Here is a 24279-nt window from a genome sequence, read left to right on the forward strand (position 1 = left end):
TGAAGAGCATGGATTTCGATTACATCATCGTCGGCGCGGGATCGGCGGGCTGCATTCTCGCCAATCGTCTCACCGAGTCGGGCGAGCATTCGGTGCTGCTGCTCGAAGCGGGCGGCGCGGACGATTCGTTCTGGTTCAGGGTTCCGGTCGGGTTCACGAAGACCTACTACAACCCGGAATTCAACTGGATGTACTACAGCGAGCCGGAAGCGCAGCTGAAGGACCGCTCGCTCTATTGCCCGCGCGGCAAGGTGCAGGGCGGCTCGGGCTCGATCAACGCGATGATCTACGTGCGCGGCCAGCCGCATGACTTCGACGACTGGGCGCGCGCGGGCAACGCGGGCTGGGGCTATCGCGATGTGCTGCCGTACTTCCGCCGCCTCGAATCGCATTGGGCGGGCGACACGGAATATCACGGCGCGCACGGCAAGATCGGCGTTTCGTCGATGAAGGACGGCGCGCACGCGATCTGCGGCACGTTCCTCGAAGGCGCGCGTCAGGCGGGTTACCCGGTGACCGGCGACATCAACGGCGCGGATTACGAAGGCGCGACCATCTACGACATCAACGCGCGCCACGGCGAGCGTTCGTCGAGCAGCTTCGAGTATCTGCATCCGATGCTCGGACGCAAGAACCTGCGCGTGGAGCGCAATGTCAGCGTGAGCCGCGTGCTGTTCGAAGGCAAGCGCGCGACGGGCGTGGCGGCATCGCGCAACGGCGAGTCATTCGAGTTCCGCGCGAAGCGTGAGGTGATCCTGTCGGCGGGCGCGGTGGATTCGCCCAAGCTGATGCAGCTCTCCGGTCTCGGCGACGCGGCGCTGCTCGCGAAGCACGGCATTCCGGTCGTGCACGAGCTGCCGGCGGTCGGCAAGAACCTGCAGGATCACCTGTGCGTGAGCTTCTACTATCGCGCGACGGTCAGGACGCTGAACGACGAGCTCGGCTCGCTCTTCGGCAAGGTCAAGGCCGCGCTGCGGTATCTGATGTGGCGCAAGGGCCCGCTTTCGATGAGCGTCAACCAGTCGGGCGGCTTCTTCAAGGGCGATGACGACGAGACGCAGCCGAATCTCCAGCTGTATTTCAATCCGCTCTCGTATCGCATTCCGAAGAGCAGCAAGGCGCAGCTCGAGCCCGAGCCGTATTCGGGCTTCCTGCTGTGCTTCAACCCGTGCCGGCCGACGAGCCGCGGCTCGATCGAGATCGCGTCGAATCGGGTCGAGGATGCCGCGAAGATCCGCATCAACGCGCTGACGACGCCGAAGGACATCCGCGAAGCCGTGCAGGGCAGCAAGCTCGTGCGCAAGATCATGAATTCGGCCGCGTTGCGCGCGATCACGGCGGAGGAAATCTCGCCGGGGCCGGACGTGAAGAGCGACGCCGACATGCTGGAGTACTTCCGCGAGCAGTCGGGCTCGATCTACCATCTGTGCGGTTCGTGCGCGATGGGACCGGATGCTGCCACCGCGGTCGTCGACGAGCGGCTGCGCGTGCATGGCATCGAGGGCCTGCGCATCGTGGATGCGTCGGTTTTCCCGAACATCACGTCGGGCAACCTCAATGCCCCGACGATGATGGTCGCCGAGAAAGGCGCCGACATGATCCTCGACGACGCCCGCGTGATCGTCACGCCGGTTGCCGTGCCGGCAGAGCCCGCAGCGATCGTCTGATCCGCACGGAGCGTGAGAGCATGGTGTCGCGAGACATTAGTTGCAAATACGTTGAGACGTTAGATGTAGATACACGCTATCGAGGCTTTCCTGGCGCGGCAAAGCCGCGCCAACCACCGCGCGCGCAATTTCATTGAGTTATACGGTTCATATTGCGGTCAAGTTTGTCACAGATGGTCAATAGTTGGGGATAAAGAGCGCCAACGTATCCTGCGGCGTCCGCGCTGGTTATGGGAGGGTTGTCCTATTTCGTCGGATCGCCTTGCTTACCTCTCGCGAGGTAAGCTCTTTCTGCCAGTCTAGCTGCATCGGCGAGAGGATCATCGCTCGACTGCGTATCGTCCGCGGTCGTGTTCCCGGACGTTCCCGACGTAGTTCCTTCGGTGTCAGCTTCATCTGCCGACCGCCCATTCGCGCCATATGCAATTTTCTGTTGTTCCAACAATTGTTGCGCGCGAAAGGCCTTGGAGTTGCGTTTCGCTGCGCTCTTGGTCGCTCCGACAGCGCCTGCGAACTCATCGGTGCGAGAGCCCTCGATGTCGTCTAACTGCTGCTGAGTCTTCACGCTGACCCTCTGAGCCGACTTTCGCTTCGTCGGCTGAGTCAGCTTCGCTTTCTCATGTGCCGCCTCGGCTCGTCGTATATCGTCGTCCATCTTCGCAAAAGTCAGTTCCAGCCATGTCAGGTCTTCTCCAAACCGGATCTTGTCCTCCTCGATCATCTCGATCTCGAAGACTTCCCCTTCCGGAATACGGCACAGGATCTTGCCGGCCTTGTGATAGGGACTCTTGACTTCGACGACAAACGCTTCCTTTCCCGGTCTGCGCGAGTGCATGATTGCAGCATCCTTGAGCTCGGCGGACGAGTAGCGAGCGTTCTCCCAATGAACACGTGCGTCATTGCATGTCCTCTTCGTCCACGGTAAGAAGGTATCGAAAACTTCATCTGCACTTCGAATGCGAGCCCCCTGTCCATGCCGCCTCTTCTGATGGTATTCGTGAAGCTTGTCAGGAGTTATGCCGCAGTCTGCGTCTCGCATTCTCGCCGTGCGAAGCTTCGATTTATCGGTCGTTCGGTTATATACATCGATCGCCTGCAGGACGACTCTCTCAAGCGGACGAGGCAAAATGGGCGAAAGCTTAGACCTCTCACGACGTTTTGCCCTTTCAAAAAGATTGTTTTCGCGTGAGTAGCCTTGTTCGGTCTGTTCTGACACGATGCGTATCAGTATCTCATTGAAGCGCTCGCCGACAGGCCGTAGATCCGGCCTAGCTCCAGGGGGGTTGAACATTATTCCGCCGTAGGAATTCGTCACCGACGAGCGAACTGCGCGCGACTTCCCCGGACCATTGTCATTGCAGATTCCGTCGAAATTTCCAGTCAGCAGCCCCGGGAGCGGATCTAAGCCAAGTTCAGACAAATAGTAATCCATAGGAAGTAACGCTGAGATAAGGCATCTCTGGTAACCCTCGCCGGTCTCACCCTGGGTACATATGGCATACCCCCGGAGAGCTCCGGTCAAACGTGAGATAGCGAGGATCAAGATCAAAGGTACGGCTTGGACCTTTCCCAAAACACGGGCGCCGACGGGAATCTTAAAGTGAAACCCGTCGATATCCAGAATCTCGATAACAGATTGAGTTAGCTCGCTTGACGTTCCCGGCCGCGGATCCACGTCTTTGGATGTAGCTTGCGGTCCATTTCTTAGTGCAAGCAATCCATTGTCTTGGACGATTTCTTTGTATCTGTACCTCATGCGACGATATGATGGAGTATCGTCAACGGGACGATACTTATAGCGTCGGGGGATCATTCGGCTTTGGGTCGTGGCTAAGCTCACCTTGTCACCCCCCGCCCAATCGAGTTCGAGGCCCTCCTTCATGTTCTCGATATCGTGCGCGTCGACGCGTCTTGCTTTTCGCACATACTCCTTGCCGTTCGCCTGCGCACGGGCTTTGGCGAGCTTTTCTTTTGCCGATAGCGGCCCAGGTTTTGTCGCAGGTGAAAGGCGTCTCTTCCCAGGACCTCCGCGGTCTTCGGTTCGGGCAAGCAGCGTGTTCCAGCCTTTCCCGTCATCTGCCCCGTAATCCCCTCCGTACCAAAAGAACCTCGTCACCACTTTCAGGACGTACGACCTGAATCCCTTCCCGCCACCAATAGCTTTGCGCATCTCTTCGATGCGTTGACTTCGAAGCGAGGAGTCGATGATTATGAAGTCATTGACAATGAAGTCGGATGGTCGTCCCTTTCCGACTGTGTCGACCATGAGGAGTGCTTTAACCAAGGACACGCGATCTTCCCAACCGACCAAGGAGCTTACGGGCGCGTTGGCGAGCGGCACTTCCATGCATCGCGGGCGGGTCAACTTTGCTATGGGCCTCACTCTTGATGCCCAGTCTTGAGCGTCTACATTAATGGGTCTTGGAATGCGGCATGCGGGTGGAGGCGTCCCAACGTTGATCGTCTGAGCATAGAGGGTTCTCGAGTCTGGTTCCCATGCAACGGCGATGTAAGCTACGCCCTCTTCGTCGTCCGAAAGCGTGTAGATTGCGTAGCGGTAAAGGTTTGCGGGCCAAACCGCCTCGTGAAGCTGCCGCAGCTGTGACAAGACAATGTCGTTGGCAACTGGAGGTTTAAGGGGCGGGTTTTCCTTTTTCATCGAAATCCTCAAGAAGGAACAGCGGCAAGTCCTCACGCAGATATTTGTTGTGATCCACGTACAGAAATCCGAAGGAAGCGGCCACTGCAAACAACTCGAAGGCATGGTCGATTGACACGCCCATGTGTCGAGCATGACGATCGAGAATGTGTGCAAGGGTTCCCCTGAGCGACCGTGTTTTCACGCGACCTGCGAGTATTCGTGCTTCATCGTAGTAGTCCCAAATGTCCATTTGAGTAATCCAGCGACTCATCAAAAAGTTATTACCGTAGGCCTTCTTGGTGAAGCGGTTACCGCGGATCATTTGCCAGGTCCATTCACGCTCGACGATGGCCGACTGCTCGCTCACCTCCCTCTTCAGCGTCGGTGGCTCAAGTTCATCGTCACTGTCTTTGATGGAGACTATGTGGTAATGCAAACCCAAGTCAGGCGGGAGTACCAAGGTCAGGTTGATGTCACATCTCTTGAGATCAGCCCTCCGCATACGGACACCGTTCGCTTTTGCCCGGTAATACGCGTCGCGGTCGTACACTGGATATTCTTCTCGGATGTCTCTGACGTATGGAAAAAAGCTGAAATGCAGAATGGCGCGCAGTTCGTTCGTCGACAGGGCTATATGGGTCCGAAGAACCTTGACTCCGGGCCATGTGCTGCGGGTTCCAAACGTCAGGTCCCCGGGTTCGGCGAACGGTACATATTTGGCTCCGTGCAGCACGTTGTGCGAATCTCGCTTTGGAAGCGGGACCAAAGGTGGCATCTCGAAGGGCAGAGGCAGATCGAACACATTGAACTTTTCCATACGTAGCCTTCAGATGGCAGGTGTTCTGAGGTCGACGGACTGGTCGATCCGTCATTGATGCGGCCTGTCAACTCCCTTCGCTGCGCGTGCTCGAGCTTTCCAGGTGAACACCGGTGTGCGAGATGCAGCAGCGAGATCTCGGAGCGTTTCGCGAGCTTTGCGAAAACGGTCCTGGCAATTTGCCGTTCTCGAACTATGGTGGCGGACACTATCCAGTTCCGGTACATTGACTTTTCAGCCTTCCAGTTCCGGTAGAGAAATCACGGGCCGAAGCTTCGCAACAGGCAACCAGTCGCTATATTTAATAAGTGAAGCTGGGTTGGGGTTTCGTTGCGCCAGGATAGCTTTCACTGCATCGATGTCAGGCGTTTCCAATAGCAGAGCGAGCTTGCCGTGCTTAATGAAGATTTTTTCGTTGAACACCGTCGCTTCAAGGGTAGCGAGATGCAGGGCGATGCCTCTGAGCGCGTTCGCCAATAGCCCTGGGAAACCCAGGGTCAGAAGGTAAGCGGCGTCGGGAAGCCAGTGCGGCATAGGACCGATCCCAAGAACCCCCAACGTTGCATCGAACTGCGCCCGACATATCGATACCCAGCGCTCGTCGCGAGAACTCCTTGTTGGCACGAGTTCGACCGGCTCGGCGGCTGTTAGGTCCCCACGTGAACCTGGCAGCCAGCGAAGACCAAGGGCTACTGCTCCTGGAGTCGCGAGGCAGAGGACTGGAATTCCCGTTGTTCGTGTGAACTGGGCTATCGCACTCCACGTTGCAGCCGCTCCTGTTTTAGTGGCGTCTTCAACGTTGATGCGCTCGACAATAACCAAGCCTAGATTTGCCGCAACGCCCAGAGTACACATCGCCGGAAGAATATCTCTCTCACGGAAGCGCATAGAACGTACGCTGTCTGCCAACACTGTGTTGAATGCCGCGTCGAACGCCCCAAAGAATCCTTGAGCGAGCCCACCAAGTTCTCCATTGAGCGGCCAATGCATTCGAAGGCAAGGAAGCTGGAGGTAGTCTGTGAAGCGGTCCGCTGCTGGAATTCGGACGGCGCGCGGTTTGCTTCCAATTTCAGACTGGAGGATGTCCGCGAGCAAGCGTCGACCCATTCGTACCGGGGCGATCAAGATCATGCCTCGTGCCTTTGCATGTGGGGCGATACCAAAGCGTAAAGGGACGAGGTGTCTACCTCTCTTAGGTTCGGTCCGGAAAAAGGCGGCTGCGTTTGAAGCGTACTCGCGATACTCTGGATTGCGAAGGTCCCGGTCGTGATAAGAACTCCACATAAGGGAGACGACGCTTACGAATGCTCGACCGACTTCTGGGTTGCTCACAAACGTATCGGCGGCTCCCCCTACAATTACCTCGTGTGGCGTCGAACTTTCGGGCTCTAGATTTGGATAACGCGTAGTAAGCGTCATCGCTTCTTGAAGCGTTGGAATGGCTCGTATGTTTTGCTGGAGAGGGTTTCCCTCGACCTTCGTGACCGGTGCGATCTCAGAGCTGCTCGATGAGTTACCGTCCGTGCTCATTGCGTCCTCCCCATGACCGCCGATTTCCCGATTTGCCGGGCGACGACACGCCAGGCACATGAATATGGGTAATGCTCTGTGGGGCGCAAAGGGCCACGCGCCCCACAAAGTGGGCACTATCGCTCGATGCCAGATCCACCATGCGTAGCTACTTAGAACGGCCGATAAATCGCTCGCATGGCATCCGTTCTCTCATCGACACGTCGATTGGTCGCCCAGGCTGTGTAAGCTCAGGTTCGAGAGGGTCCGCTTCCGAAGTCTTTCGGAGCACAAGCTGTCAGATGCTCTTTATTAGCTTCGCTGTTCGGCGCGGTGCCTGGCGCGGAAGAGGGTGCTCTCGCTTCGCTCTCAGTCGGTTCCGTGCTTGATGGCGCGTCTGAGGTGGCTGGCGCGTTCGCGACAGCAGGTGGCGACACTCGCTTCGAACCGGGGAATACCGGCGGGGGGAGTCCGGTCAGGTCGCGCGAAGTCGTGACGCGTACTTTTCGCACTATCGTGCGATTCAGTTGCTGCGGTGTTTTCTTCGTCATGGAGCGTCCTTGTGCCTTTGTATAGGCGTGTGTTGACAAGGCGCACCCGTTTGTGAGATTCTACGCGCGTGTGATCGCGTGAACCCTATCTAAGGGTGCACCAGCCAGACGGCGCATTAGGGGGCCAGCCCTGATGCGCCGTAGTTTTTTGTGCGATGGTTTAGTTCGTCGCTCTCAGCACTTGTCTAAGTCTCCAACGTTTGCTTGCGGTTAGACTCCGCATCCTCGAGCACTTGACAAAATAGCTATTTCGCAGTACTATGCAAATTTGGCCGTTTTATGCTACGCCTAACTGTGTGCAGTTGCAAGTGCTTCCTCCGCCCTCGCGACTTCGCTCGGCCCAATTTGTAGTCCGCACGCCGTCCCTACGCTTACAGAAGATACAACTCCTCGCGTACTTACGGTCGATCCTTAACTAATCGATCGAAAACCCGCTGCGTCAAGCCGCAACTGATCCGCGCCCGATATTTCCACTTCGGCCGGTCGGCATCTGTGGGGTTGCAAGCGTCGCGCAAACTGGCCTTTACTAAGCTGCTGATCGCATCGTTGCATTGGATGCGCCGCCCACCATTGGACTTGGGGAGGGGTGGGACTTGATGCGCGAGCAGCCAATCGTGATCGTACAGATTGAGCCATCGCCACAGAGCGGGTGCCGCCAACCTTGCTTGTGTGCGCGTCAACCCTATCCCTCGTGCGAGGTGCTGTTCCCAGAGCGTCCGTTTCGCCCGTCGCTCGACCTCATTAGGCGGCGAACTCCTGCCATCGACTTGTTTGGGAGCCCTGAGGCGGGCTGTCGGTCGTTTGCAGGCGATCACATCCAAAGCCATCCGCAGTAGAGCGACCGCGACGGGATGCGCGGGGCGGTCGTCGTAGAGCAACGAGCGCAGCGCAGGCGAAAGCATGCCGAGCTCTCTGATCCAAACGATAATGCGCTCGTCCTCAAATCCGTCCGAGAAAAAGGCAAGGAAGTCGTTGCTGAAGTCCTTCGCTCGCAACCGTCCGTGCTCGGGGACGTATCCCCTCTCGCGTATGAGGATCCGTACATCCTCAACGGCGGACTGGACCTTCGCGGACTGGTACATCCGGTACAGAATTTTTCCCAGCCGCAGACTGTTTGAGCGTCGACTTCGTTCATCCAATACCCTCATATTGATCTCGTGCGCGCTGCACGGGTCAGCCAATGTCAGCGCGGTGTCGTGAATAGCGCATCGAGTCAAAAGTGGAATGCAGTGGAATGTGAATGAGCATCGTCGCCCTGTCGCTTGGAGTGACAGCGCGGTGCACTCCTTGCATTCAAGGCCGTACCTGTTGGCGCTTTGTAGCGGCAACGGCAGACTCGGGCAGCATAAGCGAGGCTGATCGGTCGAACAGACCTGCCACTCTAACCTCTGAGCTAACGACGCTGTCAAGCACGACATGAACAGAGGGTAGAGCGTTCGCTCCATCAGTACTTGGCGAGGTTCACCGTAGAGCCGGTTCGTGAGGTCACAAAATTGCCCGATGCGGCAAGGAGCGGTGTGGAGCAGGGGGTTGCCGCGGCGGAATACGGTGGTGACGATTTGACGAATGCGCGGACTAAAAGTCGTGTCAGCAGTTGCGGTTGCGAGGCTGAAGGCCGTTTCAGATAGTCCAGCTTCATACAACGTTATCAACATGGCACGCGACTCCTTTTCCGTCATTTGGGTACGGACGTGAACGGCGACGACTGGAACTCATGCAGGGGCAACCAGTCTCCGAATATGCGGACGTCCGGCAGTCTTTCTCCGCGGCGCCTGCGGAACGCCGCGATTTGGTCAAGGCTGGGCTGATCCAGAACAAGTGCACGCTTTCCCGAAGACGTGAGCATGTTTCGTGTGATGGTCCGGGCGTCCGAGGCAGCAGCGCTTTCGACAGCCATGCTTGTCAGCACCTTCGAAGTGAGTCCCGGATAGCCATGCGTCAATCTATGCGCAGCCTTCGGTAGCCAATTGGGCATAGGCCCTGGATACACAGTTCCTACGGTGAAAGCGTAGATCGACCCGCAAACTTGTAGCCAGAAGTCATCGGTGCAACTCTCGGACGGGCAAATCTCGAACGGTGCATTGCAGGAGAGGCCTGATCGAAGTGCAGCGAGCGCTGCGCCTGGGGTCGCCATACACAAAACCGGAATTCCAGTCATCCTGGTGAATTCTGCAATCGCGCTCCAAGTGAGTGCCGCGGCTTTTGTGATCGCCTCCGCAGCGTTAATCCGTTCGACGACTAATAGACCAAGATTCGTGACGACTGCTAGGCAGCGGACGACAACAAGAAGGTGCCGGTCACTGAATAAAGGAGTAGCCGCCAGCCGAGCATAGTCTGTGTCCAAGGCAGCGTCGAAAGCCGCAAGGACGGCGTTAGCGAACTCGTGGACGCTCCCGTGCACGGGCCAGACGACGCGAACCAAATGTAACTGCACGACCTCGGTTTGTCCTCCTCCGAGCGAAATTCGGTGAACCGCGGGTTCACGGCCGAACATCGCTTCAATCAGATCTGCCAGCACGCGGCGGCCCGTTCGCACCGGGGCGGCGACAAGGATACTGCGGGATGTTGCTCCTGGCACTGAACCGAATGTGATCGGGCTGTCATGACCACGGCGGTCGCGCCGAAAATGTAAGGCGCGATTTGCGGATATAGTGAAATCGCGAAAACGCGGGTTCAGGAGATCGCGGTCGAGGTAGGACGTACGTATTTGCATGAGCACCTCCTTCAAGATCTCTTGTCGGACCATGTCAGCGATGCACGGCTCGGATCCGGACAATGCTGGTAAGTTCACAGACCCACATCGCGCCGGCTTCTGCGAAAACATATTACTCGCGACGGCCTCTGCCTCAGCGACGTTGTGTACAAGCGGATTTGCCGCCCGTGACTCGGAATGGAACATCTGTCGACCTGTTTCCCCTGCGGCAACCGGTGAGTTTCCATCGCTCGTGATTCACATGCCGGCTAACGTACAAATGGGCTATGGCTTTGCGATCTGACGGTCTTCCTGAACTCTCACGAACACTCGACTCCGTGGCATGAAACGACCTTGCTCATGCGGATTGCGCGGAGTTAGTCGTTTACTACGAGGCTGGTGTTACGATTGTTGAGCTTGCGTGGCTCCGAGGAGATGTGTGAGGCGTGTCGTCACGACACCCACATGGCGGCAACTCGCAGGAGGGACCCATATTGATCGGTCTCCGTACTCGTCGGGAATCGCACTGCGTGAAGCATCAATAATCGTTACCTTGGAAGGCGCGCGTCGCTTGATGTCTGCTCGAAGCATGTCCGCACGACCGTGGTATGCGATGAAATGCCTGTGGAGTCGATTTCCGGGTATGGTTGCACCGACTGTTCGGTGGGCAATCGAATCCGGCAATAGAGCGATAAGTGACCGAAAGCCGTAATCGTTAACTAGCCAGGTGTTAAGTACGATCGACAGGTCATGCTGTCTCGCGACGAGGTCCGAAATCGGATGAAGCAGAGGAAGAGGTTGAGCCGAGAGAATTGACCGGGGCCGATGCTGGCCGCAGCTTCGCCCATAGATACGAAGCACTACCCCCTCGATTCCGAGGTAGAGAAATGAGGCCATGACGTGATTCTCCAAAACTGCCCATTCAGCGCGAACCAAGGATCACGATGGGGCGAGGAATCACTGTCTCAACTGTCTGTAATTTTACTTTTGAGCGAGAGAACTGGCGTGCGTTTACACACGAAACACAACATACCAACCAGAGTACTACATGCGAGCGCGAAATCAAGGCGTGCGTGATGAGCAGATCGAGGCTGCATGGGCCGGCCTCGTTTCGAGGGCGACGCGAGTTGCGTTGGCTCGGCAAGATCTCAGCTACGCCGAACTCGCATCGAGACTCTCGGCGCTTGGACTGACCGAGTCCGCTCGCTCTGTTGAAGGAAAAGTTCAGAGGGGACGGTTTCGCTTTTCTTTCTTCTTGCAAGCTGTGTACGCCTCTGGCGCGACATACCCCCTTTCTTGGGCACCGGTGATGTCATCGACAGCGTCCTGGCCCGAGCGCGCAACCTCGCTACTCCACGCCGAACTAGGTGCGCAGCCGTGGTTGGACTGGCCCAAAGTTGCTCGCCGTCTGGAAGAAATCGGTATCTGGATCGATGCGGATGACCTTGAGACGCAGGTCGGAGAAGGCACCTTCTCCACTACGCTTTTCTTTCAGTGTGCAACTGTCTGCCGTTTCGATGGAGTCCAGCTTTATCTGGACAGTTCCTATGTCAATGCCATCGCTCGTGACGGGGCGTCGGCAAGCTAAAGGAAGAGGATGAAATTGTCTTGATGTTTTTCGCTGTTCCGCTAGACTCGACATTGCGATACGACGTGCGGAACCGCACGCCAAGTGGTCGGCAAAAAGTCGAATAAATGTCGTCTGACCGAAGCTCTCCGGAAAGCCCGCTGGAATGCGCGCGCGTCCGGAGTCACCGCTACCCGGAAAGCGGCTATGCCGAACGTAACCCCCCGATTTGCGGGCAACCGATTTGAGGTTCGACTTGTCAATTGGCGCGTCATGTTGGTGTACCCCGACAACACACGTCATGTCGTCGGTATCGACGCACGAGAAAGCACAGGCCGAGTTAGCTCCGCAATCAAAGACTTTGATCCCAAGACTGGACGCGTGAACACATATTCGCGGCGGGTGTACGTTCTCGTGGGCTCAAGCAGACATGACGCAAAAGCCCAGTGCGTCTGGAATCAATGGTGCTCGGTCAACGGCGTGTCAGGTTGCAAAGAAATAACTGACACCTTTTGCGGACTAAGTCGCTATGACAACCCCTGAGGAACGAACGCGAGCGATTCTTGGAGGACGTGAACTATTGGCGACTCTGGCTCAGGGACGCGGCTCCTATTCGCCAGATCTTGTCCGGACCTTAGCAATGACATTACTGAGGCACTATCCGCTCGACGTTGATATTGACGTCATGGCCGCGGCGTTACCTCATTTGTGGGCCGAATCGGCGAAGGCTCGCCGCAGGCCGATTCACTAGCTAACGCCGTTCCGTCGTTCTTTAGTTTATCGGAACATTCGACAGTGGAGCGCTCGCGGCGCAACAACGGGTGATAAACCGTAACGAACTGAACGGAACGCGCTCGTAAATTGGGTGAGGCCTCGCCGCCTCGGAAACACGACGGCGTCGGCTTCGACCGCGCAGCAGAGAAGGAATCTTGATGTCGAGTCTGCGCGTAACAATCACGACATGCCTCAGTTCGACGACGTACAGATGTAGCCTTCGATCCGATCGCTACTTTGAAAGCATTCGTTGCAATCGCTCGACCGAACCTCTGGGCAGCGCTGGCGAAATGGCAAGGCGGCGACAGTATGGATGATAAGGGCAGCCAAGGGTGGCGCGGCTTGCTGCGACGAAAGAGCGGGGTAGCCGGAGAGCGGGTCGCCCGCCGTTCGAGATTGCGATTGCGATTGCGGTCGCGGGGTCGCTTGCGGTCTCTCTGCTCGGGCGCGTCGGTCCACCGCCGGTCCCTGGCCGCGCTTTCGCGGGTGGATCTCGCCTGATTTCGCACCGAGTTCCGTCGGCGAAGGCCACCCGAAATTTTGCGAGAGGCTGGTAGGAGGCGAACCATGGGGAGAAACGACAATGCCACGGTCTGCAGGCGTTACCAACGACGTTTCAACAATCGTCGAGGCTCGGATGCAACACCTGTTTCGCCGCGCGGCAGTGGCAGTAGTTTTGTTTGACCTAAGGGCAGCCGAAGCGCTTCTGAAACTTCCGGACGCAGAGCTCGGGCGACTGTTCAAGATCAGTCTGGCTCGAGTTATGGGCGTCGCCACAGTCTTAAACCTGGACCGTCGTTCAGTACGTGGCCAAGGCGCGCAACTATCGAGCAAAATTAAACGCCGTGCAGTCCGCCGAATGTCGCCGCGAAAGGCCTTAGTCGCTGAAGGCAAGTTGCTGCGCGCAGAAATCCTATGCGACGCTTGGGGCATCACAGAGCAGAGGCTGAACAAACGCGTCTCCGCAGGACGCGTCTTCAGCGTTGAAGTGGAGGCCGAACAATACTACCCGGCTTTTTTTCTTGCAAACGAGCTCGACCGCAAGGATCTAGCGAAGGTCGTGCGGCGGCTTGACGGTTTAACCGGGTGGAGCAAGTGGCGCTTCTTCACGGAGCCGATGGAGCCGCTTGGCGGTTTGACGCCGCTTCAGGCAATTTTACGCGGCGACGTGAAGCGGGTCTTGCGCACGGCAAAAGCCGCCGCGAAGCAGTCCCAAAAGCTGGAGAAAGGCAACACACTGGGCACGAAAAGATCATGAAGTTCGTAGAGCAGGTTTGGACGTTCGCATTGATGTATCCGGCGCTGCTGATCGTCCCCGCGATTGGATTCGTACTCAGCTTGGTGGTAGTGCGCATCAAGACGCGATATGTCAACGAGGGCGTTTTGTTCTGTTGGTCACCCAGCGCGCGGCGCGAGAGTGAAAGAACGAGCGCAACTGAGGAGGGAGATATGCCTACGGAGAACGAGTTCGATCCTACGATAGCTCTCGAGAAGATTCATGACCTAGCCGTGGCGGAGGGTGACCTAGGATACGAATATTGGTATGCAGTCGGCAATCTTCTGAAGAGGGCGAACGTTATGCAAGCGCAGATCGATTCGCTCAGCAGGGAGCTTGAACGGTGCCGGGAGAGGCTCGATAAAGCGAAGTGAGAGGAATTTGGACGAGCCGACACGACTATTGCAGTACGTGTATTTCAGCAGAGAATTACTGTGCAATCGTTGGCGGCGAGGAGACATCGTGCAAGGAAGGAAGCAGAGGCCGCGTCTCTTCCAAGTATCACCGCCAATGAGAAGAGATATGTTTCCTGTTGCGAACAAGGCAGAGACGACGCGGAAAACGTCATACGATCTTACTCAAACGTCGACTGAGCACTGGACCACCCGGCGAAAGTGCCGCCTCTAGGGAGGTTCACGAAGTTCGATTGCCCGATGCACGCGAGAGTGCATCTCCACTACCTGCGTCCTCCACAGATACTCCAAATAGCCCAAAATCTTAGCGCGTCATTTCGATAGAGGTCACGTACGAAGGACTCGCGTCGAATTGACTCGAAAAGGCTTCGGTTTCACGGAGTATCATCTGCATACTGATCGGTTGACCGCCGGCATGCCCGATCCCAACTCTGGGCGAGACGAAAGCCGGCCATCCCGAGCACCGTCGCGATTGTCAAGACGACCGCCGCAGACAATGCCGGGTTTTGGCCAAGTCCAGCCGTGTAAGTGCACAGTGCGCCTACTACCATTTGCGTGAATCCGTAAAGTCCCGCAGCTGCTCCGACGACAGCCGAGTTGGTGCTAAGCGCCTTCGTCAATGCCAAAGGTCCTGCAATCCCCACTCCGACGGCGAACAAGAACATTAACCCAATCGCCGAAAATATCGTTACGTTTCCAATCAATACATTTAGCATGAACGCGAACGCTGCAAAAAACCCCAATGCGCTTCCAATCATCAACATCCGGTCAAGTGATACCTTTCGAATCAAGTGGCGAGCGCAAGTATTGCCCAGTGACACACCCACAATGACCAACCCGAGATAAATTCCAACTTCGTGCGGAGGACGATGCAACTGCGTCGAGACGATGAAGGGTGAAGCCGCGATAAACGCATAGATCGAGGTCGTCGCGCAGCCACCTCCAAGTGTCAGGCCAACGTAGGAAGGTGAGCGCAAGAGCAACATGTAGTCGTGCGTCAGCGCCGAAAGCTTAACTGTGCCTGTTGGCCGAGCGGTCTCCGGAAGCAAGCGATACGTAAAGAACAACGTGACACCGCCCAGCGCGGCAAGCAGCACAAAAATTGAACGCCACCCACATGTCGCGGCAAGCGCGGATCCCAGCAGCGGCGCTAAGCCAGGTCCAACCGTCATCATGAGGTTCAGAAGGGCAAGCTGACCCGCGGCTTCATCTGTTTGCGCCGAATCTCGCACGATGGCGCGCCCTAGTGCTAATCCCGCACCACCTCCCAAAGCCTGGAAAAGGCGCGCAACAAGGAGCGTGTGAAGCCCTGACGCGATCGCGGAAGCTAGGCCTGCGATGGTGTAGAGCGCGAGCCCGAGGATCAGCAAGGGCCGCCTTCCAATGCTGTCGGACAGCGGCCCATAGACGAGTTGTCCGATGGCAAGCCCTGCGATATATACACTGATCGTCCATTGCATTGCACCGCTGCCCGCACTGAAAGTGCGGGCAGCATCTGGCAGGGCGGGAACAAACATATGCATTGCCAATGTGCCACTGATCGTGATCAGGACCAGCAGCCATAAAGGTGCTCTCATCCTCGACTTCATTCAAGACGCTTTTCCTCGACCCAATTAAGGATCTATGCCACGTGTCGAACGCACTGCGTCCCATTGCCGATTCTGGGTTCGGCGAAAATGCGAGGGGATTTCGGCGCAACGAACAGTCACTTGATCAACTTCGAGTTCTTGTTGTGCTTCGCGCGACTCACCGTCCTGCCACGTCGTGATGTCACGTTGACCAATTTGGCCGAAGGTTGCTTCGTCTTTGCCTCGTGCTGTCGGTGCGCATTTGCGTGGTCACTGCCAGTGCATTTACCTAAATAACAAGGATCGCTGAAATCCGACTGCGAAGAAAAACGCGCCCCGTCTCTCCTTTGCTTCTATCGTTAGGCGTTTCCTGTCCGACCCGACTCGGCAAGGATCTGAGTCGGCTCGCCGGCGCCAGGCTCCTCCACTGACGAATGGAGATCGACGTCTTTCGTTTCAGGCAGAAACTGGATCAGCAGAAAATTAAGAACGGCGAAACCTGTCACATACCAGCCTGGAGCCAACGGCGAATGTAGTGCACTTACGAGCCAGGCACATACGAGGGGAGTCGTGCCTCCGAGGATTGCCACAGTGATTTGATATGCGATTGCATGTGAGGTTGCGCGCGAGTGAGTGGGAAACAACTCCGTGCTGGTGACTGTGCACGTGGCGCCATACAGACCAATGCCAATACCCAACGCGACTTGCCCCAACACGACCTGAAACAGAGAGCCGTTGGCCGCCAACCAAATAGACAGATACGCGAAGAGAGCGATCCACAACGATCCGGCAGACAGCAGAGCCTTGCGACCGAAACGATCGCTTAATGCACCCGAAACCGATCCAAGCGCAGAATAAACGAAGATACCCGCGCCGTTCGCAAGCAATGCGGTCTTGGAATCCAATCCGACTTGCTTGACCAGAAAGGTGTACATAAAGCCGAGAAGCAGGTATGCGGTGATGGCCTGCACTGGCATCAACATCGCGACGTAGAGCATCGATTTACGCGCGGAACGCGAAACGCTCCTAAGCGCATCGTTGAACTCGGCGTTCCGAACTGCCTGTTTGTATTCTTCAGGGTCCTCAAGATTCTTCCGCATCTGGACACCGACGATGCCGATCAGGCCGCCGATAAGGAATGGAATGCGCCAGCCCCAGTCTGCATAGATCTCTCTTCCTGTAATGGTCTGGAATCCCAGCAGGATGACTGTGACAAGAAACAAGGGAAGAGTAGCGAACGTGAAAGCGATGCCAACCCAACTGCCTCGCTTTCCTTTCGGCGCCGATTCCATGATGTAAATCATGCTGCCGGTGAACTCGCCCCCCATCGCGAGCCCTTGAGCGAACCGGCAGAGAACGAGGAGGATCGGTGCCGCGATTCCGATTTGTTGGTAGGTCGGAAGCGCACCGATGGCAGCCGTACCGAGCGCCATCAGCCAGATTGTGATGGAAAGCACCCTGACTCGCCCGATACGGTCCATCAGGTACCCGAATACTATTCCTCCGACGGGCCGTGCCACGAAGGCGACCGCATAGACTGCAAAGGTGCTGAGGATGGCCGCTGTGGAACTGCCGGATGGAAAAAAATGTGCGGCAATGAACGGGACCGAAAATCCAAAGACCGTGAAATCGTAGATCTCGCCTAAGTTGCCAATCGAAATTGCCCCAATCTTGCGCCGAGCGCTATTTGAACTCACAGTCTGTCTCCAGTTTTTACCTACTATTCCCAACCCTTCGATCGGTCATCGGATTGGTCAAGCGAGGCCTTGTTTCAAGTGTCTTGTCTGCAAGTTCCACGCATTCGACGGCACCAAAAGACGCGTAAAGCGACGATCTCATTCTAAAAACTGGTCGCATCACACACTAGGTAGCCTTGTGGTAAGCACCATTGCATGCAGCGCAAAGCCAGAGGGCTGGTCGCAGCACCGGCGAGGCCGCTACCATAGAGCCCACCTGAAATCCCCTGTGCGGTGTAGCACATCGAGCTGGAGCGCCCATGAACGACAAGACCCAAAAACAAAGCCTGAAGGTAGACGCGAATCTTGTCAGGTTCGTCGAGGAAGAGGCCTTTCCCGGCACCGGGGTCGACGCTGCAGCGTTCTGGCGGGGGTTCGATTCGTTGGTTCACGACCTGGCTCCGAAGAACCGAACGCTGCTGGCGGAACGCGATCGCTTACAGGCCCAACTCGACGGCTGGCATCGCAGTAACCCCGGTCCGGTCAAGGACTTGCGGGCGTATCGCAAGTTTTTGGAAGACATCGGTTACATCGTACCCACGCCGCCACGCGTACGGGCAACAACCGCCGACGTTGATCGCGAGATTGCTGAACAGGCGGGCCCTCAACTCGTCGTGCCGCTATCCAATCTGCGATATGCGTTGAATGCGGCGAACGCTCGCTGGGGCAGCCTTTACGACGCGCTTTACGGCACTGACGCAATCGACGAGTCCGACGGCGCCGAGCGAACCGCCATTTTCAACCCGAAGCGCGGAGCGAAGGTCATTGCCTACGCGCGCGCGTTTCTCGACAACTATGCTCCGCTCATGCAAGGCTCGCACGCCGATGCGACGAAATACAGTGTTGAGCGGGGCAAGCTCGTCGTCACGCTGAAGGACGGCACCAAGAGTGCGCTCAATGCTCCGCGACAGTTCGCTGGCTACCAGGGAGAATCGGTCGAGCCCTCTGCTGTGCTACTTGAGCATAACGATCTGCACTTTGAAATCCAGATTGACCGGGAAAATCCTATCGGCAAGTCCGACTGCGCGCACGTGAAGGACGTACTGATTGAAGCGGCGGTGAGCACGATCATCGATTGCGAAGATTCGGTCGCAGCCGTCGATGCGGCTGACAAGACACAGCTCTATCGCAACTGGCTCGGTCTAATGCAGGGGAATCTGTCCGAGCTTGTAACGAAGAATGGCAAGACCATCACGCGCGGCATGAATCCGGACCGCGAATACACCGCGCCCGATGGCTCCAGACTCACGCTGCACGGCCGCTCGCTCCTTTTCGTTCGCAACGTCGGCCATCTAATGACGAGTCCCGCCGTGTTGGATCGTGAAGGCAATGAGATTCCCGAAGGGATTCTCGATGCGGTGATGACAACGCTCGGAGCCTTGCACGACCTCGAGAAGAGGTTCAATTCGCGTACCCGGTCGATCTACATCGTGAAGCCGAAAATGCACGGTCCCGACGAGGTCGCATTCGCGGACGAACTCTTCTCGCGCGTAGAAGACCTGTTTGGCTTGCCCCGTAACACGATCAAAATGGGCATCATGGACGAGGAGCGCCGGACGAGCGTGAACCTTATGGCTTGTATCGCAGCCGCGGGCGCGCGCGTCGCGTTCATTAATACGGGCTTCCTGGATCGCACTGGCGATGAAATGCATTCGTCGATGGAAGCCGGCCCGATGATGCGCAAGGGCGGCATGAAATCATCAGCTTGGATTAATTCCTATGAACGCAACAATGTTCTCGTTGGCTTGAAAGCTGGTTTGCGTGGGCGAGCCCAAATCGGCAAAGGCATGTGGGCGATGCCAGACTTGATGCACGCCATGCTCGAGCAAAAAGTCGCCCATCCAAAGGCTGGCGCGAACACCGCGTGGGTTCCGTCGCCGACGGCCGCGACCCTGCATGCGCTGCACTATCATCAGGTCGATGTGCAGCAGGTCCAAGAAGAGCTGGAAGCGACGATCTACGAGGGCCAGGAGGACAAACTGCTCGAAGGTCTGCTGACGATCCCGGTCGTCGACAAACCGTCGTGGTCGGAAGAGGACATCAAGAATGAGTTAGAGAACAACGCGCAAGGCATTCTCGGGTACGTCGTGCGATGGATCGACAGCGGGGTCGGTTGCTCGAAGGTACCGGATATTCACAACGTCGGTTTGATGGAAGACCGCGCGACCCTGCGGATCTCGAGTCAGCACATCGCGAACTGGTTGCGGCACGGGATCGTTTCGGAAGAACAGGTTAGGTCGACGCTTGAACGGATGGCTGCCGTTGTGGATGGACAAAACCGCGCTGATCCAAGCTATGAGTCAATGTCACAGAATCTGGGGCGTTCGGTAGCGTTTCGAGCAGCATGCGAGTTAGTTTTCAAGGGTCGAACTCAGCCGAGCGGCTACACCGAGCCGCTACTTCACAGGTTTCGAACGATAGCAAAAGACTCGAAGCGATAGCACGTATTTGCCACGAGTCTTCCCTAACCATAGTGTGAAACCTTGCTCACCTCTGGCCCGGCTCGTTTCAAATCGAAATCGGGCACGTACTTCATCTCGCGAAATGGCACTCGACCGCAATTCACCGTGGGGGAAAGTCAAATGGTTGTCAACTGCGCAGCTTATCGACCTTTCCCTACGAAACCATCTTTGTCTTATGGCCTTGCGCACCGAATACGGAAAGGCGGTGCATATGGGGTCGATCGTTAAAACGATGTTCTCGTCATTCTTTCTATTTGAAGCTGGATTTGGGAAGGGCGATGTTTCGATTTTTCTGCAGGCGGATGAAGGCCTCGGCGCGAGTTTGTCGTCCAGCCTAGATTCTCCGTGGAGCCTCCACTCAAGTGCGATCAAACCTCTGGTCCGCCTACTCGAGCTATACGATAGCCAATTGCAGACGACGCCCGTCTGCGAACTTGTAGTGGCGCATCAAAGGGCAACAAAGAATTTCAACGCCCTGCCCCACGAGAGGTTGTCAATCTCTGCGCTAGTGCAACGACGCGGACGACCGGAGTGCAGTCGCTAACCCCGGCGCCGACTTCAGGCGATGCTGGGCTGTTAATAGCGGGGAGGTCTTCGTTGTCACGACCCGCTTCGCCGTTAAGGTCTCGTCAAAGCAAGCGCGGGCGGAGCGCCTTTCCTCTGAGGCGGGTGCGGCTGGCCAACGGCGTTGCCTTTGCCGCAAAGGTCCTTCCCTCGGCATGCGATTGTTCGATCAGCAGCCTCACGAATAAACTCGGTTTCACTGGCCCGCCTAGGTCAATGAGACGGCGTAAATAGCCGCAACCAAGGAGACGATCGAACCCTATGGACCTCAATTGGACCGCTCGCGATAGCGCAGGCGATGCGCCTAGGACTGGCGCCTTCGCGCTCTCGTTGGCGCTCAGCAGCGGCCGTTCCAAGACCCCCCGAATACGTTCCGAGCTGATTTGTAACGCCATGCGAAGGTTACTTGTCGTTTGAGTGCATGAGGCGGCGAAGAGGGCTGCATGGCGATCCAACTCCAGCGGTGCGTCTGCGCCTATGGTGTTCAAGCTAAACAGATGTCGAAGCAGAGACGCGACTGTGTTCGACTTTGAATCAGGAGAGGTATTTGTGAAGGGACTGATTTTTCTAGGTGGACGTCAGATTGAACTGGCCGATGTTGCGGATCCGACGCCCGATCTCGGCGAAGTCGTGGTTCAGATTAAGGCCTCGGGAATGTGCGGCAGCGACCTACATCCATATCGCGCTGCCTACGATCCGAGCATCCCAGTCGAGAAACGCGTCATTGGCGGCCATGAACCATGCGGCATTGTCGCTGCTGTCGGGGCAGGTGTTCCTGAACACGTCGCTCGCATTGGCGATCGCGTGATGGTGCACCACTACTTTGGCTGCACGACATGCCGGCATTGTCGGACAGGCTGGCCGCAGTTGTGCCTGCCGGCAACGCGCATCACCTACAGTGCGACGGCTCACGGCGCGCATGCGCCTTACATGAAGGTTGCCGCCGCGACGTTGCTTCCTTTGCATGAGTCACTGAGCTTTGAAGCGGGCGCCGCGATTTCGTGTGGCACTGGAACTGCGTGGGGCGCCCTGGAGCGTCTGCAACCAAGCGGCGACGAGACCATCGCGGTCTTCGGTCAAGGGCCGGTGGGCCTCTCGGCGACACTGCTGGCGTCGGCGCGCGGATGTCGGGTAATTGCGGTTGACTTGGATGAGGATCGTCTTAACCTCGCCAAGACGTTTGGCGCAGATGTAACGCTCAATGCAAAAAGCGTCAACGTACCAGAAGCACTTCGGGACTTGACGGACGGTAGGGGTGTCGAAATGGTTGTGGAGACCTCTGGCTCATCCGAAGCTGCCCAAGCGGGGCTGAATGGCACGGCCGTGTGGGGCAAGGTTTGCCTTGTGGGGATTGGCGGCAAGATTTCTGTTGAAACGAAAGCCTTCCTCGATAGACAGGTCACAGTGATGACCTCGTACACAATGTCAACGGTCGGTCAGCAGGAATGCGCCGAATTCATTGTATCTCGGAATCTTAATGTAGATCGCCTCTTCACGCATCGGTGGAATTTGAGCGAAGCAGAGGAAGCCTATCGAGTACTCGATGCGCAGTCGAGCGGCAAGGGAGTGTTTCTCTTTTGATGCACGCCTTGAGTAATGCCGAAGAGAACATTATGCCCAGCATTAATAACATCACACTGATATCAAGGAAAGACTCCATGAATTGGCAGGTACGCGACAACAGTCTTTACATCGGCGGTCGTTGGTCGGCTCCTGCCAGCGCCGAGCGGCTCGAAATTGTATCTCCATGGACAGAGAACCCAATCGCAAACGTCGCCGCGGCGACGCCAGCAGACGTGGATAAAGCGGTGAACGCCGCTCGCTGCGCCTTCGATGACGGGCCTTGGCCGAAGATGTCGATGAGCGATCGCATCGCAACGGTGGGGCGCCTACGCGGGATCATGGAGCGACGACGGACCGAGGCCGCACACGTGATCACCAGCGAGATGGGTAGCCCGATTACTGCGTCTCTGACGCAACAGGCGCAGACTCCCTTGCTGATGCTCGACGCATTTATGGACATTGCGCGCGACTTGCCGCTCAGCACGCTGCGCACTGCCGCAACAGGGCAGGCGTTGGTCTCTCGCTACGCCAAAGGCGTAGTGGCTGCTATCGTGCCCTGGAACGCGCCCTTGACGGGAATCACAATGAAGCTGGGCCCGGCCTTGCTGGCGGGATGCTGCGTCATTGTCAAAACCGCGCCGGAGACGGCCTTGTCGGGTCAACTCCTGGCCGAGATGCTCGACGAGGCGGGTTTCCCAGAAGGAGTGGTCAGTGTGCTACCTGCAGACCGGGCTACTAGCGAGTATCTTGCGTTGCACCCGGGTGTGGACAAGGTGTCGTTCACGGGGTCGACCGCCGCGGGCCGCCATCTGGCGGAACGCTGTGGTGCGCTCTTGCGGCCGATCACCCTGGAGCTCGGCGGCAAATCGGCGGCACTTATCTTGGACGATGCGGATATTTCAGAGACGGTTGAGAAGCTCCGTGTAGGCTCCCTCCGCAACTCGGGACAAATCTGTAGTTTGAAGACCCGAGTGCTTGTGTCTCAGCAGCGAAAAGACGACCTCATCTCCGCACTCGACGCCTTACTCGACACAATGCCTATCGGCGACCCGAATAATCCCGACACGCAAATCGGTCCTATGGTATCGAGGGCCCAAATGAAGCGCGTTACCGGTTATATCGAGCAGGGCATCAAGGGAGGAGCCCGCCTTGTCAAGGGCGGGCTCGGCTTGCCGGCGGGCCTGACGCACGGTTGGTTCGTCCGCCCCACGTTGTTCGCCGACGTCGAACCTGGAGCGGTGATCGCCCAGGAGGAAATATTTGGTCCCGTGCTGTCGATTCTCACCTATAAGGACGAGAAGGAAGCGGTTGAAATCGCCAATAATTCCCAGTATGGCCTCAACGGATCTGTCTTTTCAGCCGATGTCGAGCGGGCAGTCGGCTTCGCCCAGCGCATCAAGACGGGAGTGGTGGAGATCAACGGTTGTGGAGTTGGTTTCTGTTCGCCTATTGGCGGAGTCAAAGCGTCAGGGATGGGACGCGAAGCGGGGCCGGAGGGATTCGAGCCCTATTTCGAATACAAGGCCATCGGTGTTCCAAAGGGGTACGTTCATCCCACCGGTGGAACCGAATGAACGACCTAGCAGGACGTAATATATCCTCTGAAGAAAAGGATTTGCCGTGAGGTAGTAATTGGAAAACACGGCTGCGGGCACGAAGAGGATAAGGGGTCAATTCATGCGCCCCAATTCCGAGTCGAGTTATTGGGAAATTAAGGCCGATCCCTTAATGAACGTGAGCCGCGTTTTTCGCAGAATCACGACGTGCAAATGCGAGCGACCTGAAATACTTGACTCGGGCAGGTGCGGGTCGTCTCGACTACCGGCACATTGTCGAAAGGTCAAGCTGTTGGCTCGAAACGAGGAAAAAAGCTCGCTCTGACCAAGACGCGCTGTAAGGCGGTTGTATAACACTTACACCGAACGTCAGTCGGGCAGGGGGCGTGGCCTGCCCCAAGGAAGCTGGCTTCGCATGGACGACGTCCGGACGGTCCACGCCAAATATTGCTCCGCGGCTTGACTCCGAATGGAGCGGCCGCCGGATAATTGCGCAAATCGTCGATCAACGACGGCGTCGTCACGCCTTCTTTCGCTCCTTCCTCAAAACGGTGACATACAGGCGTCACCATATGCTGACGCCGCGACAACGGCTGCTTCCTAAACGGAGGTGCGGCTCAGATCAGGCTAATCCTTTAGCTGGTCAATCCCTGAACGCGATCAGACGCCTAGCATTGGGCGGCGAAGCGGGTTGGTCTATCTGCACGTCATTGCCACGGATACGAAAAGTCGAACCGCATTCTGACCGGCGCGCAGGCGAGTCTTCAGGCGGCCGATCGGGCGCTTCCGAGACAAACTGATTGCCGAACGTTTGCCTGACAGACGGGACAAAATCGCGTCGCAGCTCGCGAGGTACGTCCTAATATTTCAAAAAGCTTTCATTTCTGGCAGAGGAATTCCGCCGCCTTTATCTGACAGATTGC

At 57.0% G+C, this 24279-nt stretch carries 15 protein-coding genes; 8 read left to right on the forward strand and 7 right to left on the reverse strand.

Annotated elements, in window-relative coordinates:
• Positions 1–8 precede the first annotated feature (8 nt).
• Positions 9–1667, forward strand: coding sequence for a GMC family oxidoreductase (locus AWB78_RS27600; protein ID WP_062609314.1), 1659 nt, complete (start codon positions 9–11; stop codon positions 1665–1667).
• 244 nt (positions 1668–1911) lie between these two features.
• Here AWB78_RS27600 and AWB78_RS27605 read toward each other — a convergent pair whose 3' ends face one another.
• The 5 genes from AWB78_RS27605 to AWB78_RS27625 all read right to left on the reverse strand — a co-directional run bounded on the left by AWB78_RS27605 (position 1912) and on the right by AWB78_RS27625 (position 9898).
• Positions 1912–4326, reverse strand: coding sequence for a hypothetical protein (locus AWB78_RS27605; protein ID WP_063959025.1), 2415 nt, complete (start codon positions 4324–4326; stop codon positions 1912–1914).
• Positions 4301–5125, reverse strand: coding sequence for a PDDEXK family nuclease (locus tag AWB78_RS27610; RefSeq protein ID WP_062609230.1), 825 nt, complete (start codon positions 5123–5125; stop codon positions 4301–4303). Before AWB78_RS27610 ends, AWB78_RS27605 begins: the two co-directional genes overlap by 26 nt.
• Before the next feature lie 234 nt (positions 5126–5359).
• Positions 5360–6256 (reverse strand): hypothetical protein, encoded by an 897-nt coding sequence (locus tag AWB78_RS45370; protein WP_062609232.1) that lies wholly within the window; start codon positions 6254–6256, stop codon positions 5360–5362.
• 1327 nt (positions 6257–7583) lie between these two features.
• Entirely contained in the window at positions 7584–8840 is a 1257-nt protein-coding gene (locus AWB78_RS46770) for a TnsD family Tn7-like transposition protein (protein ID WP_157697634.1), read from the reverse strand.
• Positions 8841–8860: 20 nt separating this feature from the next.
• The gene (locus tag AWB78_RS27625; protein ID WP_157697635.1) at positions 8861–9898 is read right to left on the reverse strand and encodes a hypothetical protein; all 1038 of its coding nucleotides are present in this window, start codon (positions 9896–9898) and stop codon (positions 8861–8863) included.
• A gap of 1027 nt (positions 9899–10925) precedes the next feature.
• Here AWB78_RS27625 and AWB78_RS49390 point away from each other — a divergent pair.
• From AWB78_RS49390 to AWB78_RS48535, 4 genes are all read left to right on the forward strand, one after another.
• Positions 10926–11465 (forward strand): DUF6471 domain-containing protein, encoded by a 540-nt coding sequence (locus AWB78_RS49390; protein ID WP_062609238.1) that lies wholly within the window; start codon positions 10926–10928, stop codon positions 11463–11465.
• A 508-nt stretch (positions 11466–11973) separates the two neighbouring features.
• Positions 11974–12195 carry a BPSL0761 family protein gene (locus tag AWB78_RS49570; RefSeq protein WP_074173551.1) on the forward strand — a complete coding sequence of 74 codons (222 nt, stop codon included), beginning with the start codon at positions 11974–11976 and terminating at the stop codon, positions 12193–12195.
• 660 nt (positions 12196–12855) lie between these two features.
• Positions 12856–13476, forward strand: coding sequence for a hypothetical protein (locus tag AWB78_RS27635; RefSeq protein ID WP_062609240.1), 621 nt, complete (start codon positions 12856–12858; stop codon positions 13474–13476).
• Entirely contained in the window at positions 13473–13868 is a 396-nt protein-coding gene (locus AWB78_RS48535; protein WP_232477903.1) for a hypothetical protein, read from the forward strand. The genes AWB78_RS27635 and AWB78_RS48535 overlap by 4 nt, the downstream gene beginning before the upstream one ends.
• Before the next feature lie 413 nt (positions 13869–14281).
• Here AWB78_RS48535 and AWB78_RS27645 read toward each other — a convergent pair whose 3' ends face one another.
• On the reverse strand, positions 14282–15496 hold the full coding sequence (locus AWB78_RS27645; RefSeq protein ID WP_062609242.1) for a multidrug effflux MFS transporter: 1215 nt from the start codon (positions 15494–15496) through the stop codon (positions 14282–14284).
• Positions 15497–15834: 338 nt separating this feature from the next.
• Positions 15835–17172: an MFS transporter gene (locus AWB78_RS27650; protein WP_062609244.1), complete on the reverse strand. Its 1338-nt coding sequence runs from the start codon at positions 17170–17172 to the stop codon at positions 15835–15837.
• A 299-nt stretch (positions 17173–17471) separates the two neighbouring features.
• Between AWB78_RS27650 and AWB78_RS27655 the strand changes: the two genes are divergently transcribed.
• From AWB78_RS27655 to AWB78_RS27670, 3 genes are all read left to right on the forward strand, one after another.
• Complete coding sequence (locus tag AWB78_RS27655) at positions 17472–19652, forward strand: malate synthase G (RefSeq protein WP_062609246.1); 2181 nt, start codon at positions 17472–17474, stop codon at positions 19650–19652.
• A gap of 1134 nt (positions 19653–20786) precedes the next feature.
• The gene (locus AWB78_RS27665; protein WP_062609318.1) at positions 20787–21818 is read left to right on the forward strand and encodes a zinc-dependent alcohol dehydrogenase family protein; all 1032 of its coding nucleotides are present in this window, start codon (positions 20787–20789) and stop codon (positions 21816–21818) included.
• Between the two features lie 77 nt (positions 21819–21895).
• Positions 21896–23374, forward strand: a complete 1479-nt coding sequence (locus tag AWB78_RS27670) for an aldehyde dehydrogenase (protein ID WP_062609320.1) — start codon at positions 21896–21898, stop codon at positions 23372–23374.
• The last annotated feature ends 905 nt before the right edge of the window (positions 23375–24279 follow it).

Origin of the sequence: Caballeronia calidae (assembly GCF_900044055.2) — a bacterium.
Taxonomy (GTDB): Bacteria; Pseudomonadota; Gammaproteobacteria; order Burkholderiales; family Burkholderiaceae; genus Caballeronia; species Caballeronia calidae.